This window comes from Pseudomonas sp. SMN11 (assembly GCF_052041945.1).
Classification (GTDB): Bacteria; Pseudomonadota; Gammaproteobacteria; order Pseudomonadales; family Pseudomonadaceae; genus Aquipseudomonas.
In genome coordinates, this window is record NZ_JBKGGW010000002.1 from 156,474 (window position 1) to 170,590 (window position 14,117).

A 14,117-nucleotide genomic window follows, 5' to 3' on the forward strand; every position below is an offset into this window, starting at 1 on the left:
CCAAGGTCCAGAAGGGGCTGGCCAAGCGGCTGGCCTCCGAGCTGGGCTTTTCGTCTGCCGAGATCATGACCATGCCTTGGGAGGACATGGTTTGGTGGCTCATGGATTGAGCCGCTAAGGGGGTAACCGATGGCAAGCAAACTGGCGTTATCGCTGGAGATCGGCGGCGCCGTAGCGTCGTCGGTAGGTGCGGCTTTCCGTACAGTCGAAGGCAACATCGACAGGCTGGCGAAGAAAGGCGACAAGGCCAAGGTGCTCAAGAGCACCATTGGCGAAACGATGAAGCTGCAGTCCGAGTGGAAGCGGGCACACGACACCGGCGCTGCCGGCGCTGACAAGCTGCTGCGCAAGCTCAACGGCAACTTGGAGGCGCTGCGCAAGCAAGGTGTCGAGGTGGGCCGCCTGGGCCGCGAGTACCAGCGGCTGGCCCGTGAGGCGAAGGCCGCCGACCTGCAGGTCAAAGGTCATCAGCAGATCGCCGCCGGCAAGTCTTCGCTCAAGAGGACCATGGGCGCAGCGGCAGTGGGAGTGGGCTTGACCGCCATTCCCACCAAGATCAGCGCGGACTACCAGGCAATCATCCGCGACATTGCAATCAAGGCTGATGCGGCCGGCAAGCCACAGGAGGTGGAACTGAGCCGTTCGGTCATTCTGACCTCGAACGACACCGGCATGGCCCGCAATGATGTGGCCGACCTGATCAACCAGCTGGTCGGCGCCGGCATGGACCTGGACAAGGCCATGTCCTACGCCAGTACCGCGGCCAAGTTCGCGGTAGGCCAGGGCGCCTCGGGCACCGACACTGCGAAGATGATCCAGGCGCTTGAGCAAAACGCCAAGATCAGCGACCCGAAGGTCATGCAGCAGGCCCTGGAAGCGATTGCCTACCAGGGCCAGGCGGGTAGCTTCGAGGCCAGCGACATGGCCCGCTGGTTCCCCCAATTGCTGGCAGGCATGGAAAAGAGCGGCATCACCGGCTTGGATGCGGTGACGTCGCTTGGCTCGATGCTGCAGGTGCAGATGAAGACCGCCGGCAGCTCGGACGAGGCGGCGAACAACTTCAAGAACTGGATGGAGAAGATCGGCGCTGGCGACGTGGTCAAAGCCTACAAGGATGCCGGCATCGACTACCAGGCATCGCTCAATACTGGTCTGCAGAAGGGCATGAACGTCATCGAGGCGTCCATGGGCTTGGCCATGCAGTATGTGCAGGCCACCGACCCGGCCAAGGCCAAGAAGATTCAGGATGCCCAGGCCAAGATTGACAAGGAGGTCGACCCGGTCAAGGCCAAGGCTGCCCTGGAAGCCCTGGAGAAGACCCTGCGCACCGGCGATATCTTCGCCGACATGCAGGTCAAGGCGGCGCTGACAGCCTACGGGCAAAACCGTGGGCTGTACAACGAGCTGAAAGCCGACTCGATGAAGGCCACCGGCATCCTCGACAAGAACCTGGCCGAGCGCCGAGAGACGTCTTCGCAGCGGTGGTCGGAGTTGTGGCAGGCCACCGATGATGCGATGCGTAGCATCGGCGATGCTATCCGGCCGGCGACCGATGCATTCGCCGAAGGCGCTACCGTGGTGGTCCACTGGATCACTCGGTTGTCGGACTCGGTTCCCGAGTTGGCTATGGGGTTGACTGGCTTGGCAGCGGCCATCGGTGCGGTGTTTGCTGCGCGTAGCGCAGCCAAGATCGGCCGTGGGGTGTTCAACGTAGCCCGTGGTCGCGGATTGGGGCGTCGGCGTGGTGGCCAGGTTGAAGCCAATCCCACTGGAGCGGAGACCCCAGCGACGGGCAACCCAGTGATCGACGCCGGCCTGGGCGCTCTTGGCAAGGTGCTGGGTGCGCCGGCCAGCAATGACCCCGGCCTGGGGCTCGGGAGCGAGCCCCAGCGCGTATTTGTTGTCAACGCCGATGCCTTCGGACGGCTCGGTTCGAGCGGCGTGGGCGGCGGTCCTGATGGGCCGGGTGGAAGCCGGCGTGCTCGGCGTCGTCGGCGCCGACAGGCCCGCTCGATGGGGGGCGCCCAGGCAGCGCCGAGCCCGCCACCGGTCAAGGCGCTGGCGGCCACGGCGGAGGCCGGCGGAGAGGTGGGCAAGCTCGGCCGCATGGTTCGTGGTGTACGGGGCATTACGCGCCTGGCGGGGAAGTTGCCCGGTGGCAAATTGGTGGATGCCGTCCCTGAGGTGCTGGACACGGCCCTGAATGCAACAACCCGCGATGAGAAGGCCGAAGGGTATGGCAGCGCTGCTGGTGGTATGGCGGGCGCCTGGGCAGGCGGGATGGCCGGTGCAGCCATAGGCTCGGTGGTTCCGGTCATCGGCACCGCCATTGGTGGCGCCATCGGCATGTTCCTCGGCGGCCTCGGCGGTGAATCGGTGGGTGGTTGGCTGGGTAAGGCCTGGTTCGGTGATGACAAGGATGAACCGGAGAATGCCGCGGGGTCTTCGAGTAAACAGTCAGACCAGGCGGCCCAGAATAAGCCCCAAGAATCGCCGGCCGGAATAATGCCGGTGCCAATTGCGAAAGCCCCCACGCCAGTGCCAGCTGCGCCTGTAGTTGTAGAGGTGCCGGTGCCGGTAGTGAAGGCTCAGGATCCTGTACAGGTCTCCCAGGCCCAGGTGGCAAGAGCGCTGGATCCGGTTCCGACACCCCTGGCTCCCGTCTCAAAAGGACTTGAGCCGCCCCAGCCGCCGGTCCCTGCTGTCAGTCTTCCGAAAGCGCTGGCTGCAACACCAAACAAGCCCGTCGACCAGATGACAGATGGGGAGGTCGAGCGGGCTTACGCCAAGCTGCCGTCCTTTGCTAAGCCTGACCTGTTTGAGGGCGTCGGCGGTTTTGAAGAATCAGGTGGTGGCCTGGGCAGGGGCTTTGCACCTGGTGTATCGCTGGAAGCGCCGCCGGCGAAGCCACGCGTCGAGCCGCCACCCGTCAACCAGCGGCAGGCGCTCGGGCTGGCCATGCGCGCCATCGAGCAGGTGCCTCAGGCGCCCACCGCGATTGCCCCGGTGATAAATCGGGTCGTCGAGCGCAGCCGGCCCGGCCAGCTCCAGGGTAATCAGCCTGACAACGGTGGGGCCGTTGGTGATGTCGTGAAGTCCCTGGTCGAGTCGGTGAAGACACCGCCGGCACCCGCAGCGGCGGCGGTCCAGGCCCCTGATAAAGCGAAGCCTCAGGCGGTGAAGGTGGAGCAGGTCTACCAGATAAACCTGAGCATGCCGATCACTGTTGAGGGGGATATGAAAGACCCTTACCAGACAGTGCGGGCTCTAGAAACGCCTGTGCGCGACCTGATCGGTAGGGTGATCGGCGAGCTGGCCAGCCGCCAAGCAAACGTCCAGTTGTTCGATGCTTCTCATGTTTAAGGAGGCACCATGGCCTACATGGATCAAATGAAGTCAACGCTGTCGTCATTGGTAGCGGCCGGTGAAGCGGGTCGTACCAGCATCGACGGCATGCTGGGGCCGCTCAATGGCGCGGTCAGTGACATGACCGGCGCTGCCTCCGAGTTGGAGAACCTGCCGATCATTGGGCCGGCAGTGGGTGCCAAGCTGCAGCGCACCATGCGTGCGATCACTGCCGCGCAGTCGACCGTGGGCATGGTGGCGGCCAAGTACAGTCAAGTGACCAGCGCCGCTTCCCAGGTGCAGGAGCGCCTGGGTTCGCTTGGCGAGCAAGCCGGCAAGGCTGGGGCGGCGATCAATCGCATGGCTGGCAAGGTGAGCCCATCACTGGGCAACATCTTTCCCAGCAGCGCCCTCGCGGGTAACGCCACCCCTGCAGCCGAGGCGGTTAAGCCCTTCCCGCACCTGCTGATCTTGCAGCCGCTCAAAGCCGGATCCCAGCCGTTCTACTTCAACTTGGATACGGCGGCCTTCGATGAGCTGCAGCGCCGTACAGCCTTCCGCTGGGCGGGACAGGAGCGTCTGACCCGTGACATTGCCCAGCAGGCAGTAGGGCAGGGCGAGGACACGCTGTCCATCAAGGGCGCCGTGTTCCCGCTGTTCAAGGGTGGTATCAGCCAGCTGGACGCGCTTCGTTCTATCGGCAAGCAGCTGCTGCCGGTGAGCTTGACGACCGGCTACGGCGCGGTGCTAGGCAACTGGTGCCTGCAGAAAGTCGACGAAGACCAGTCGGCGCTGCTGGCTGGTGGTATTCCCCGTAAACAAGGCTTCTCTCTGGAGTTCACGAAGTATGGCGATGACCTGCAGAACGTCTGAGGGAGACGTGCTCGACTCCCTGTGCCACGCCTACTACGGCCACCTACTTGGCACCGTAGAGGCGGTGATGAAAGCCAACCAGGGGTTGGCCGAGGAACCACAGCCGTTCCGCGCAGGTGTGCTGATCACCTTCCCCGATCAACCTGCCGCCGAGGCCGAGGAGGTCACCCTGTGGGATTGACTCCCGACCCCGCCTACAAACCCCGCCCCGAGCGGGGTTTTTCATTCTGGAGCCCTCATGAAGCCCACTTATCGCATCGTCGCTGATAACCGAGACATCACCACGCTAATCAACGACAGGCTTCTGTTGCTGCGAACCTCGGATAAACCCGGCATGGAATCGGACGAGTTCGAGCTGCGCATTGACGACCGCGACCAGGCCGTCACATTGCCCAAGCGCGGCGCGAAGATTGAGGTATTCCTGGGGTATGAGGGCAAGGCCCTGGCGCGTCTGGGTAGCTATACGGTCGACGAGATCGAGGTCACCGGCCCGCCGGACACCATCACCCTGCGTGGCAAGGCCAGCGACATGCGCGGCAGCGGCAAGACCACCCGCAGCGGCAGTTGGGAGGGCGTGCCACTCGCGCAGATCGTCAGTGATGTCGCTGCACGCAACGGCTGGAAGCCGGGATGTACGGTGCAAACCAAGGTGCCGCGCGTCGACCAGCGCAATGAATCGGACTTCAACTTCATCACCCGCCTGGCCAAGCAGTACGACTGCACAGCCAAGGTCGGTGATGGACAGCTACTCGTGATGCCCCGCCAGGGTGGTACCACACCTGGAGGGAAGACGTTCGGCGCCGTCACCCTCAGCCGCAGTGACGTCAGCCGGTACACGTTCCGGCTCGGCGATCGCAGCACGCAGAAAGCAGTGCAGACCAAGCACCAGGACAAGAAGTCCGGCGTATTGAAAGTGGTCGAGCTGAGCAATGACGAAGCCCCCGAGGGCTTGCCAGCGGTGCACACCGACCGCCACATCTACCCGGACAAAACCGCTGCCGAGCAAGCCGCCAAGGCCCGTTTGGCAGCGTTCAACCGCAGCACCGCGGGCGTGCGCCTGGAAATGGTCGGGCGCACCGACCTGTTTGCCGAGCGATCAATCAACGCCCTGGGCTTCAAGAACGGCTTGGACGGCGAGTACCTGGTCGACAGCGTCGAGCACGTCTTCACCGCTTCGGGCTGGTCGACCACGGTCGAGTGCAACGGCGGTAAGAAGGGCAAGGCCAAGGCGAAGGGCAAGAAGAAAAAACAAACCCAACCACTGCGCACGGTGGACGTGTCCCCCGCGTAACCCAAGACCTATAGGAGAAGACGATGCCTATCAACGAGAAACAGCTGCAACAGATCCTTCCCAACGCCGGCCGCAAAGCCGGCGTTTTTGTTCCCGGCCTCAACGCCACCATGGGCAAGTTCGCCATCATCACTCGGCTGCGCATGGCCGCGTTCCTCGCGCAGATCGGGCATGAGTCGGGCCAGTTGCAGTACGTGCGTGAGCTTGGCAATGACAAGTACCTGTCGAAGTACGACACCGGCCGGCTGGCGGAGCGCCTGGGTAATACGCCTGAGGCAGACGGCGATGGCCAGCTGTACTGCGGTCGCGGGCTCATCCAGGTGACGGGCAAGTTCAACTATCAGGCTTGCAGCGAAGCCCTGTTCGGAGACAGCCGGTTGCTCAATACCCCTGAGCTGCTCGAGCAGCCGGTATACGCATCGATGTCGGCCGGCTGGTTCTGGCAGAAAGAAGGCTTGAACAGCTTGGCCGATAAAGGCGACATCCTGAACGTCACCAAGCGGATCAACGGTGGCACCAATGGCCTGGATGAGCGCAAAGCGATCTACAAGCGGGCGCTTGAGGTGCTGCAGTGAGTGCCTGGGCTACGCGCCTGATCGTCGTGGCTGCGCTGCTGATTGCGTGCGCTGCCGGTGCCCGGGCAGCTTGGATGTGGCAGGCAAACGTCTACGGGACACAGCTCGCCCAGCAGGCCGACGACTACGGAAAGCAGTTGGCCGAGAAGGACCGGGCGCACGGACTGGAACGAGAGAAAGCTGCAGCTGCGGCGCTGGATCGGTTGGATGAACAACGCAAAGCGCGCAGCGCCCTGGAAGCCCGCTTGCAGGAGCAGGCCCAAACGCACTGGAAGGAAATGAATGATGCTCAACAAGCTCAAGCTCGCCTGCGTGACAGGCTTGCTACCTCTGATCTGCGGTTGTCAGTCCTTGTCGACGCCGGAGCCATTGCCGCCCCGAGTTGTGACGGTGGGGTGCGAGAATCCGCCGGCACCGGAGGCGTGGTACATGGCGCCGTACGCGCCCAACTTGACCCAGCGCATGCTCAACGAATTGTCGCCATCACCGACGAAGGCGACCGGGGACTGATTGCGCTGCAGGCCTGCCAGGCCTACGTGCGCGAAGTCACTCAGTAGAAAAGAGGCGAGCCGGGTGGATGCGTCAACATCCAGCCGGCCCGCCGAACCCGCAGACCCTTCCTGCAAGTCCAGCCGCAGCCTCTGCCTTGTGCACAAAGCGCGGCGAGCCTATCACCTGTTTATCCATACAGTAAAGACTTGCATACCTATGACCTCTCCAATCATCCCCTGGATGGGTGGCAAACGCCGCCTGGCCGACCGCTTGATCCCCCTCTTTCCCCCGCATGAGTGCTATGTCGAAGTCTTCGCAGGCGGTGCCGCGTTGTACTTCATGCGTCCCCAGCCCGCCCCGGTGGAGGTGCTGAACGATCTCAACGGTGACCTGATCACCCTTTACCGCGTTGTGCAGAACCACCTCGAGGAGTTCGTGCGCCAGTTCAAATGGGCGCTCAGCTCTCGGCAGATTTTCGAGTGGCAGAAGATGACGCGCCCTGAAACCCTAACCGACATCCAGCGTGCTGCACGCTTCTTCTACCTGCAGCAGCACGCCTTCGGTGGCAAGGTCACGGGGCAGACGTTCGGTACCGCCACAACCGGTCCGGCCATCAACCTGCTGCGCATCGAGGAGAATCTATCCGCCGCGTGGCAGCGCCTCGCCGGCACCTATGTCGAGAACCTGTCCTGGCTCGCTTGCGCCGAGCGCTATGATCGAGCGCACACGTTCTTCTACATGGACCCGCCGTATTGGCAGACCGCCGGCTATGGCGTGGACTTCCCCTTCGAGGAGTACGAACGCATGGCCGACTTCATGCGTCGCTGCAAGGGCAGGGTGATGGTCAGCATCAACGATCACCCTGCCATCCGGCGCGCCTTCGATGGCTTGCACTTCGAGTACCTAGATATCCGCTACACCAACACGAACCAGCGGCAGGGTAAGGCCGAGGTGACCGGCGAGCTGGTGATCATGAACTGGCAGCCAGCTTCGCTTGGTGGTTTGTTCTGAGGCCATCCAGCAGTATGCACTAGCCGGAGCGGTTACGGCTGCGCGTCGCAGGCAAGCTCGGCCAATCGCTGGCTGGCGACGTTATCGACCAGGATTTCCATGCGGTCGATGTCAGAGCGAGCCAGGACGTGCCCTATGTCTAGGCCGAGGCACACGCCCTGAGCGATGGCTTGGGCGATAAGACAGTTCACTGGGCTGTTGGCTCGTTCGATCGATGCGAGTGCGAGGCGCAGGCGCCTCTGAATTTCAGGTGGGAGCACCAGGCCGGGGGCCAGTTCTCCACTTGGAAATCGGTAGCGCTGGGGCATGGAGGCCTACTCGAGCAGGTGATAGTCACGACGGCTGCGCGGATCTTTCGTTGCTCCGCGACAGTTGTCTCCAGACATCGGTGGATGCCCTGGTATGAAAATTAACCCTTCCGTTTCAAATGCATAGGCCAAGGCCTGCATTGTGACCTCTCGTAATCCGATCCCCTTCTCGAGGCGGTTAATGGCACTCCTCGAAACGCCTGATCTGAATGCCAAGGCTTCAACGCTCCAGCCTAAACGTGAGCGTGCAGGAGCACAGTGAGCGCTCCTGAAACCGGTGGGCAGGTGCTCCATGCACCACTCAATGATTTCAAGCTGTTCGTCATCAACGGGCAGCAGTATGGGGTTTTGGTCGATCAGGTCTTGGGACATCGGCTCGCCTCACTGTATGAATAACCAGTATATTGCTTTCCGTAGTGTTGTTGCAAAGTCGGATGACGCTGTGCTCGTAGCTCAGCCGTGTTGCGGTGCTTCGTGCGTGAAGGTAATGCGGCGAAGCAACTCATTGCGATCAGTGCCTGACACCGTCTTGGCGACGCCTTCTAGACCAGATTCAACGAGCCGCTTTTCACGTTGGACCCATCAGCTTCAATTGTGTGGCATCCCGCTTAAAGCGGGAAACCATGATCCGCACTTAAAGTAGACGCCCCCGGTCCTGAACTATTCTTGTGTTTTATAAATGTAGTCGTGAATTTAAGTTAACAAAATTCTATCGATTAAATCAAATACCGGTTTGAAGTTGCTGAAATCGATATTGCTCGAAAAGTCTTCATCGTTTTGAATAAGGCTAGCAAAAACCGCTTTTGAGTGGGCACCCGGTAGTTTAGAGACGTCTTGGTCAAATATTTTTTTGGAGTACTCTTCTTCTACGCATGGTTCGTCTCTGATGCGGATGTTTTTTTGAGCTTGGTTTTGAGCGGAGGACACATAGTGCACTTCGTTGTCAAAATAAAGACGCTTTCCGTTTTTTTCTTTTTTGATATCTTCATCGCGGTATAGGAACTCAATAGATATATTGTTATATTCTTCTCTTCCAAGTGGGATCGGAAGGCAAAACCCAAAGACGTTATTTTCGTAATTCTTGAAGTCGCCTTGCGCTGTAATTTCCGCCACAATTTTGGGTGCGTCACGGTCAAATATGCCGATGATTTTTCTAGTCTGGTGCAGCTTACTCACTTGCTCCAGTAAAAGCTTGAGTTTAGAGTCTCCCCAGTCTCCTGGAACGTCATAAAATTCTATCTCAGTTTCAATGCCAAGCTTTTTCTTGGCTGCTCTCAGATGCGTTACATCTGTTTTGCCCTCCGTAATTATGAGGGGTGTTGTACTCTCTGAAAGCTTGCTCTTCAATTCCAGGTATGAGTCCCTAAACTTTCCGTTTTCCTCAATGAGCATGTCGTAAACTTCAAGGTATAGCTCGTTATTCGTTGGGTCCCTGTAAATTCCAAAGTTGTCGAGGTCGACTATCTTAGAGCGCTCCCTGCATACATCGGCGAGTCCCATATTGAAGAATGGAGAATGGGATGATGTTATGAACTGGACTTTGGGGAACATCTGTAGCAACTGCGGTAGCGCCTCTTTCTGAAGTTTGATGTGCAGATGCTTATCTATTTCGTCAATTAGCACGATGCCGGAAATATCTTGTATTTGCCTACCGTGACGTATTTTGTCGCACTGCCTAAATAACTCCCCAAAAAGGCACATTAGCGCAGCTTCGCCCGTCGATACTTTGAAGATTGATGGGTAAATAAGACCTCCAGTCACTTGATCTTGAATCTGGATCCTTGTAAGCCCTCTCCCTCGCATTCCAAGCCCAAGGGTCACGTTTTTTTTAGTCTTACCAATAAGGGCGAAGTTTACTAAGGTGTTCAGCTGCCTTACTATCGGTTGGGTCTGCTCAGGGTCGAACTGCTGGTCTAGAACTACATCCATGATCCATGATGCCAGGGATGGAAGCCCGCTAACAACTTCAAGTGGATTCGTTAAGTATCCTGAAAATGACTCAGCGAACCCGAAGTCAAGTTTAGTATTATAGATGTCATTAATATAGCCCGGTTTTTCATAGCGGTAGGCGGGGAATGAAGTGGCAATGTTCGATCCGAACGCCTGTTTGATGACTTTTTCGTCGCCCATGTGGAATTTGATAGAGCTGTCACTTTTGGGTATGGAGCCAAAAGGGATTTTGTTTTCAATTGGGATGGAGTCGTACGCTTCTTCTTTTAATGTGCCAACGGCATCTATGTAGTCTAAGAGAGTGCCGTCTAGATTTAAGCGAAGATAAAATATAGAGGGTTGACTTACATCAACGCTGTTCAGCGGTGACATGGTTCGATAATAAGCGCCAGCCTTGGAGGCGAATTCGTTTGGATAGGCGCTTTTTGCAATTTCGTGTAATGCATCGACTATGTGGGAAATTATTGTTGTTTTCCCTCTGCCGTTGGTGGCAGTAAGAACCGCAATTTCGCCTTCTTCTAGAGTGAGATCCAATACATCAAACGGCGCACGATTTTCGAAGTAGATTCGTTCGATAAAAAAGGCCATATCATACATCCTAAGCTTAACGAAGGTACCGATCGTAGCTTATGTCAATTGGCCATTGCTACCCTGTTAGCTCATGGGAAAAAGCTGCTGCTAGCTGCGGGATTGCTCACGCCCGCAGGCGTTCTACCCCTGATGAGATCGCCTCAGCGTGGATGTCAAGGGTCGCTAACGCGGCCATGACATTTTCATGTACGTGGACTGAGCCGCGATGGCTAATCCACAGCGACAGCTCCTCCAGAGCTGCTCTGATGGCGACTTGGTTTAAATGTAGCAGCTCAAGGATGTCAGCTGTGGTTGAGGTTTGGTCATCCATGAGTATGTTCCAGTGGTGATTATTCTTAGGTCAAATTTAGGGCAAATCCTAGGTTTTTTTGCCTATGCAGGCCACCCGACACATGCAGAATAGCCTTCTATGCTGGCCTCCTGAGGCTTATTGAGATCCTCGAGCGGTTTCAAATCCCTAGCTGGCCGTATTTGAAGGCTTTTGGGTGGCGAGGTGGAATAGTTTTCCGCTTTGATCAGCAGGGAGTGGTACAAAATTGGTACTTGGCGCATGGGTCTGGCTCGCAAGCCCTGCGGGCTGGGGCCTAGGAGGAAGGTGCGCCCAATCCATCATCGCCCCTCCGTGGTGCCCGCCAGCAGAGAGACTTGTAATTCCCTCAGCTCGGCCTTTGAGGGGGGGCTCATGGGGCAAAAATGGGGCAAACCATGCGCCATTCCATGCCAATCTATGCCAATGGATACGCTAATACTGGAAGGCGAAAAGCGCTCAATCCCCCGTGTTCCGGGGCGTGGCGGCCTTTTCGTATGACTACTCCAGCACAATTGGTGTGTGTGCGGAAAGATCAGACATTCAGGGCCTTACAGCGGGTGATCTGGTTGGCGATTGTGAAACCGGCAATGGTACAGGCTTTTTCAACCAGATGCAGGCGCCGGCCATGGGGCATGCGCGCGCAGTCAAGTGCGTTGCATTTGCCTGCGCATGCCTGCATTATGCATGCTATGCAAAAACGCAATGTAGCCACCGTACTCAGAGAACTGCTCGACCGCCACGGCCTGTCCCCGACGGAGCTGTACCGGCGCACGGGTGTCCCTCAATCCACCTTGTCGCGGATTCTCGGCGGCAAGATCGTCGACCCTTCCGACAAGCACGTGTCGAAGATCGCCGACTACTTCGGCGTGAGCACCGAGCAGTTGCGCGGCCGTGCCGAGCTCGGCGAGTCGCGCGAAACCGCGTTGCCGGCCCACGGCCATGCGGACCTCAGCGACATCAGCCTGTGGGACGATGAAACCCCCGTCGAGGATGACGAGGTGTCGGTACCTTTCCTTCGCGAGGTCGAATTGGCAGCAGGATCAGGAAGATTCGTCATCGAAGAGAGCGAGCGTGCTCGGCTGCGTTTCGGCAAGCGCAGCCTGCGCCACAATGGCGTGCAGTTCGACCAGGCCAAGTGCGTGACCGTGCGTGGCAACAGCATGCTGCCGGTGTTGCGCGATGGTGCGACGGTTGGCGTGAATACCGGCAAATGCTCGATCGGCGACATCATCGATGGCGACCTCTATGCCATCAACCATAACGGCCAGCTGCGGGTGAAGCAGGTCTATCGCCTGCCTACCGGCATCCGCCTGCGCAGTTTCAACCGCGATGAACACCCCGACGAGGACTACAGCTTCCAGCAGATGCAGGACGAGCAGATCAGCCTGCTTGGGCATGTGTTCTGGTGGGGCATGTACGCTCGCTGACAAGCCCGCTTCCAAGAAACCCGCTTCGGCGGGTTTTTTTTCGTCTGCAGAAAATCCCTACACATAAGGCCGTGCATGGCCTGCATGCATATCAGCAAAAATCAGCGCATAGAAATTTGAAGAAATGCATTGACTGCATATGCATTAATGCATAGCCTGTGTCTCAAGCCGGACGGAAACCGGTTGTTACACAGGCAGCGATGGGCAGGCCTCAACTGTCCAGAGGGTTGGCAACTGGCCCGGGTGTGCAGCGTAAAGCACCACGAACAGTTATCCGGCGGGCAGGCGGCCGCGGTCGGAGTCACCAATTTGTAGCGGAACCGCACGGCGTCACCAGTCGTGGCCGGCGGTTCGACAACGCATTACTGAAGAGCCTGGCGAGCCGGGCTTTTTGGAATGCCGAGGCTTTTGAAATATGCAGAGTACCCACAACCCGCCTGTTGGCCCCCGCCAGCAGGCATTACACAGGAGACAGGACAGTGACGAACGAGCAACAAGCGTTGCTGGAGATGCCGCTCTGGCTGGTAATCGTCCTGGCATTGCTGGGCGGCCTGAGCGGCGAAATGTGGCGGGCCGACAAGGCCGGTGCCACGGGCTGGTCGCTGCTGCGACGGCTGGCGCTGCGCTCCGGGGCCTGCATGGTCTGCGGCGTGTCGACGGTGATGCTGCTGTATGCCGGCGGCCTGTCGATCTGGGCGGCCAGTGCATTGGGCTGCATGACCGCGGTTGGCGGCGCCGATGTCGCCATGCGCCTGTACGAACGCTGGGCGATCCGGCGCCTGGGCTTGCGCGACAGCACCCAGGCCGACGAGCGATAAGGAGAATATGCATGAGCGAACTGGCCACTTTGCATGCGGCCGTGACCGCAACCATTCGTGAGGCAATGCCGGAACTGGCATCGGTCGATGCCTACACCGCTGTAGGAAATGCCCCGGAACGACCGGCACTGCGCCACGGCATCGTGCAAATGACGGCAGATGCAGCGCCGCGTGATGGTCGCTCGGTGTTGATTGCCACCTTCGAGGCGGACATCACCGCCGACAGCGCCAACCCCGAAGCGCGGTTGCAGGGCAGCCTGCTCGCCGCGCAACTGATGGACCTGCTGCGCCAGCAGCATTGGGCACTGGACTTCGTCGAGGCCAGCCGCAACGTACAGGCGCAGTTCGAGGGCAGCGCCTGGACCGTGCGCTGGGACCAGCCGGTACTGCTTGGCGAGGCACGCTGGAACTGGCCGGACCAGCCGCCCGGTCGCCTGATGCTGGGTTTCGCGCCCGATATCGGCTTGGGTAATGAGGCGCAGTACATCGCCCCCGAGGACCTGTCATGAGCTACGTCAGCGCCATGCATGACCGCATGCTGGCGTGCCTGGTCATTCCCTGCCGGGTGGTGGCGGTGGACCTTGCCGCCGCCCGGGTGCGGGTGTCAGACGGTAGCGGCTGGACCAGCGCCTGGCTGCGCTGGCACGCCCTGGCTGCCGGCCAGGCGCGGCACTGGCGAGCCCCCAGCCTGGGCGAGCAGGGCGTACTGCTCAGCCCCAGCGGCGAGCCGGCCCAGGGCACCTTCTTGCCCGGCCTGTATGGGAATGCCGGCAGTGCGCCGGACACCCGTGAGCATGCCGAGGTCTGGCGTTTCGCCGATGGTGGTTCGCTCAGCTACGACTGGCAGGCCAGCCACTACGACATCGAACTGCCTGGCGGCAGCGCGACCATCAAGGTCGGTACCAGCACCGTGCAAGTCAGCGAAGCTGCGATCAGCCTGCAAGCGGCAGCGATCAACCTCACTGGCAAGGTCACGATCGAGGGCCCACTGCAGGTCAGCGGCGACATCAACGGCGGTGGGCGGATCATCGATACCGCCGGCAACACGGCCAATCACAAACACTGAATCAAGCCCGCCCATGCGGGCTTTTTCATATCAGGAGAATGCCATGCATACCCATGAGCA

The 14,117-nt window shown here is 59.5% G+C and carries 15 protein-coding genes; 11 read left to right on the forward strand and 4 right to left on the reverse strand.

All coding sequences use genetic code 11. The features are described 5' to 3' along the window. Positions 1 to 129 precede the first annotated feature (129 nt). The 7 genes from ACLEJU_RS02870 (at position 130) to ACLEJU_RS02900 (ending at position 7,587) form a co-directional block, all read left to right on the forward strand. Positions 130 to 3,363, forward strand: a complete 3,234-nt coding sequence (locus tag ACLEJU_RS02870) for a phage tail tape measure protein (RefSeq protein WP_435422438.1) — start codon at positions 130 to 132, stop codon at positions 3,361 to 3,363. A 9-nt stretch (positions 3,364 to 3,372) separates the two neighbouring features. Further along, positions 3,373 to 4,218 (forward strand): phage tail protein, encoded by an 846-nt coding sequence (locus ACLEJU_RS02875; RefSeq protein ID WP_435422437.1) that lies wholly within the window; start codon positions 3,373 to 3,375, stop codon positions 4,216 to 4,218. Continuing rightward, on the forward strand, positions 4,193 to 4,399 hold the full coding sequence (locus tag ACLEJU_RS02880; protein WP_435422436.1) for a tail protein X: 207 nt from the start codon (positions 4,193 to 4,195) through the stop codon (positions 4,397 to 4,399). The genes ACLEJU_RS02875 and ACLEJU_RS02880 overlap by 26 nt, the downstream gene beginning before the upstream one ends. A gap of 57 nt (positions 4,400 to 4,456) precedes the next feature. After that, positions 4,457 to 5,509: a phage late control D family protein gene (locus ACLEJU_RS02885; protein WP_435422435.1), complete on the forward strand. Its 1,053-nt coding sequence runs from the start codon at positions 4,457 to 4,459 to the stop codon at positions 5,507 to 5,509. Between the two features lie 23 nt (positions 5,510 to 5,532). Continuing rightward, positions 5,533 to 6,084, forward strand: coding sequence for a glycoside hydrolase family 19 protein (locus tag ACLEJU_RS02890; protein ID WP_435422434.1), 552 nt, complete (start codon positions 5,533 to 5,535; stop codon positions 6,082 to 6,084). After that, positions 6,081 to 6,641 (forward strand): lysis protein, encoded by a 561-nt coding sequence (locus ACLEJU_RS02895; protein ID WP_435422433.1) that lies wholly within the window; start codon positions 6,081 to 6,083, stop codon positions 6,639 to 6,641. The genes ACLEJU_RS02890 and ACLEJU_RS02895 overlap by 4 nt, the downstream gene beginning before the upstream one ends. Before the next feature lie 151 nt (positions 6,642 to 6,792). Further along, on the forward strand, positions 6,793 to 7,587 hold the full coding sequence (locus ACLEJU_RS02900; RefSeq protein ID WP_435422432.1) for a DNA adenine methylase: 795 nt from the start codon (positions 6,793 to 6,795) through the stop codon (positions 7,585 to 7,587). Positions 7,588 to 7,619: 32 nt separating this feature from the next. Here ACLEJU_RS02900 and ACLEJU_RS02905 read toward each other — a convergent pair whose 3' ends face one another. From ACLEJU_RS02905 to ACLEJU_RS02920, 4 genes are all read right to left on the reverse strand, one after another. Beyond that, positions 7,620 to 7,895, reverse strand: coding sequence for a hypothetical protein (locus ACLEJU_RS02905; RefSeq protein WP_435422431.1), 276 nt, complete (start codon positions 7,893 to 7,895; stop codon positions 7,620 to 7,622). A 6-nt stretch (positions 7,896 to 7,901) separates the two neighbouring features. After that, positions 7,902 to 8,267 carry a helix-turn-helix domain-containing protein gene (locus ACLEJU_RS02910; protein WP_435422430.1) on the reverse strand — a complete coding sequence of 122 codons (366 nt, stop codon included), beginning with the start codon at positions 8,265 to 8,267 and terminating at the stop codon, positions 7,902 to 7,904. A 321-nt stretch (positions 8,268 to 8,588) separates the two neighbouring features. Beyond that, on the reverse strand, positions 8,589 to 10,433 hold the full coding sequence (locus tag ACLEJU_RS02915; protein WP_435422429.1) for an AAA family ATPase: 1,845 nt from the start codon (positions 10,431 to 10,433) through the stop codon (positions 8,589 to 8,591). Positions 10,434 to 10,539: 106 nt separating this feature from the next. Next, positions 10,540 to 10,746: a hypothetical protein gene (locus ACLEJU_RS02920; RefSeq protein WP_435422428.1), complete on the reverse strand. Its 207-nt coding sequence runs from the start codon at positions 10,744 to 10,746 to the stop codon at positions 10,540 to 10,542. A gap of 689 nt (positions 10,747 to 11,435) precedes the next feature. Here ACLEJU_RS02920 and ACLEJU_RS02925 point away from each other — a divergent pair. The 4 genes from ACLEJU_RS02925 (at position 11,436) to ACLEJU_RS02940 (ending at position 14,057) form a co-directional block, all read left to right on the forward strand. Next, positions 11,436 to 12,173: a LexA family transcriptional regulator gene (locus ACLEJU_RS02925; RefSeq protein ID WP_159411766.1), complete on the forward strand. Its 738-nt coding sequence runs from the start codon at positions 11,436 to 11,438 to the stop codon at positions 12,171 to 12,173. A gap of 479 nt (positions 12,174 to 12,652) precedes the next feature. Beyond that, on the forward strand, positions 12,653 to 12,991 hold the full coding sequence (locus ACLEJU_RS02930; RefSeq protein WP_054885346.1) for a phage holin family protein: 339 nt from the start codon (positions 12,653 to 12,655) through the stop codon (positions 12,989 to 12,991). 11 nt (positions 12,992 to 13,002) lie between these two features. Next, complete coding sequence (locus tag ACLEJU_RS02935) at positions 13,003 to 13,500, forward strand: hypothetical protein (RefSeq protein WP_159411765.1); 498 nt, start codon at positions 13,003 to 13,005, stop codon at positions 13,498 to 13,500. Next, positions 13,497 to 14,057, forward strand: coding sequence for a phage baseplate assembly protein V (locus ACLEJU_RS02940; protein ID WP_435422427.1), 561 nt, complete (start codon positions 13,497 to 13,499; stop codon positions 14,055 to 14,057). The genes ACLEJU_RS02935 and ACLEJU_RS02940 overlap by 4 nt, the downstream gene beginning before the upstream one ends. Positions 14,058 to 14,117 lie beyond the last annotated feature (60 nt).